Annotated in this window: 2 protein-coding genes; both read right to left on the reverse strand. The window is 62.9% G+C overall.

Going from position 1 to position 936, the window contains the following annotated elements; genetic code table 11:
* A partial coding sequence (locus tag EOA22_RS35250; RefSeq protein WP_127390695.1) for an MFS transporter occupies nucleotides 1-520 on the reverse strand: 520 nt, incomplete at its 3' end.
* Nucleotides 521-741: 221 nt separating this feature from the next.
* Nucleotides 742-936 (reverse strand): L,D-transpeptidase (locus EOA22_RS35255; protein ID WP_164756251.1); only part of this gene is annotated, 195 nt, incomplete at its 5' end.

Here is a 936-nt window from a genome sequence, read left to right on the forward strand (position 1 = left end):
CGCCGAACACCGGGGCAAGTGCCGTGGTCAGCGCCGAAGCCGCCGCCCAGATGCCGATAGCACGGCCGCGTTCTTTCTTCGGGTAGGCCTTGGCGATGATGGCGAGGCTGCCAGGCACCATGATTGCCGCACCGATGCCCTGCAACGCGCGAAATGCGATCAGCACAATTGCATTCGGCGCCAGCGCACAGGCAAGCGAAGCGAGGATGAACAGCGCGATGCCGGCCACGAAGGCGCGGCGCAGACCGAATCGGTCACCGGCAGCGCCCCCGGCCAGGATCAGCGCCGAGAGCGTCAACGCATAGGCATTGGAAATCCACTGCGCCTCGGCAAGGCTTGCGCCGAGATTGACGCGGATCGCTGGTGTAGCGATGGCCAGGATGGAGCCGTCTATGAAGCCAAGCGCCGAGGCCAGAATTGCCGCGATCAGCACAAATCGTCGCCGCGACTGCGGACAAAACGTTCCATTCGTGACCGGATTGGTCAGCGGGACGGCGGCGGCTTCACTTGGTGAATGCATGAAACCTTGCTTAAACCCCTGGCGCACCGGCAACAACCAGCCAGTGGCTTGCTGTCGCTGAAACCAGCCGTTTGGCCAGGGTTGCACCCTGACAGGGTGCAAATGGCACAGTCATGCCAGCCCCGTTACGTGCAGCCGGCGGGGATTTCGATGAGGCGGCCGCTTGAAAGCTCGGCTTCATCCTGATCATGCAGCTGGTCTATGCCGCCGCACTTCCCAGTTCACTGCTGCGCAAGGTTATCGGCTGAAGGTCCGCCGACAAACTCCACCGTGACACCCGGCGAAACCAGCTTGGCCAACTCCCGCGCATCCCAGTTGGTCAGGCGTACGCAGCCATGGCTTTCGGTTTTGCCGATCTTCGACGGATCCGGCGTGCCGTGGATGCCATAGGTCGGCTTGTCCAGGGCGATCCAGAC

Source organism: Mesorhizobium sp. M7A.F.Ca.US.014.04.1.1 (genome assembly GCF_003998745.1).
In the GTDB taxonomy this organism is placed as follows: Bacteria; Pseudomonadota; Alphaproteobacteria; order Rhizobiales; family Rhizobiaceae; genus Mesorhizobium; species Mesorhizobium ciceri.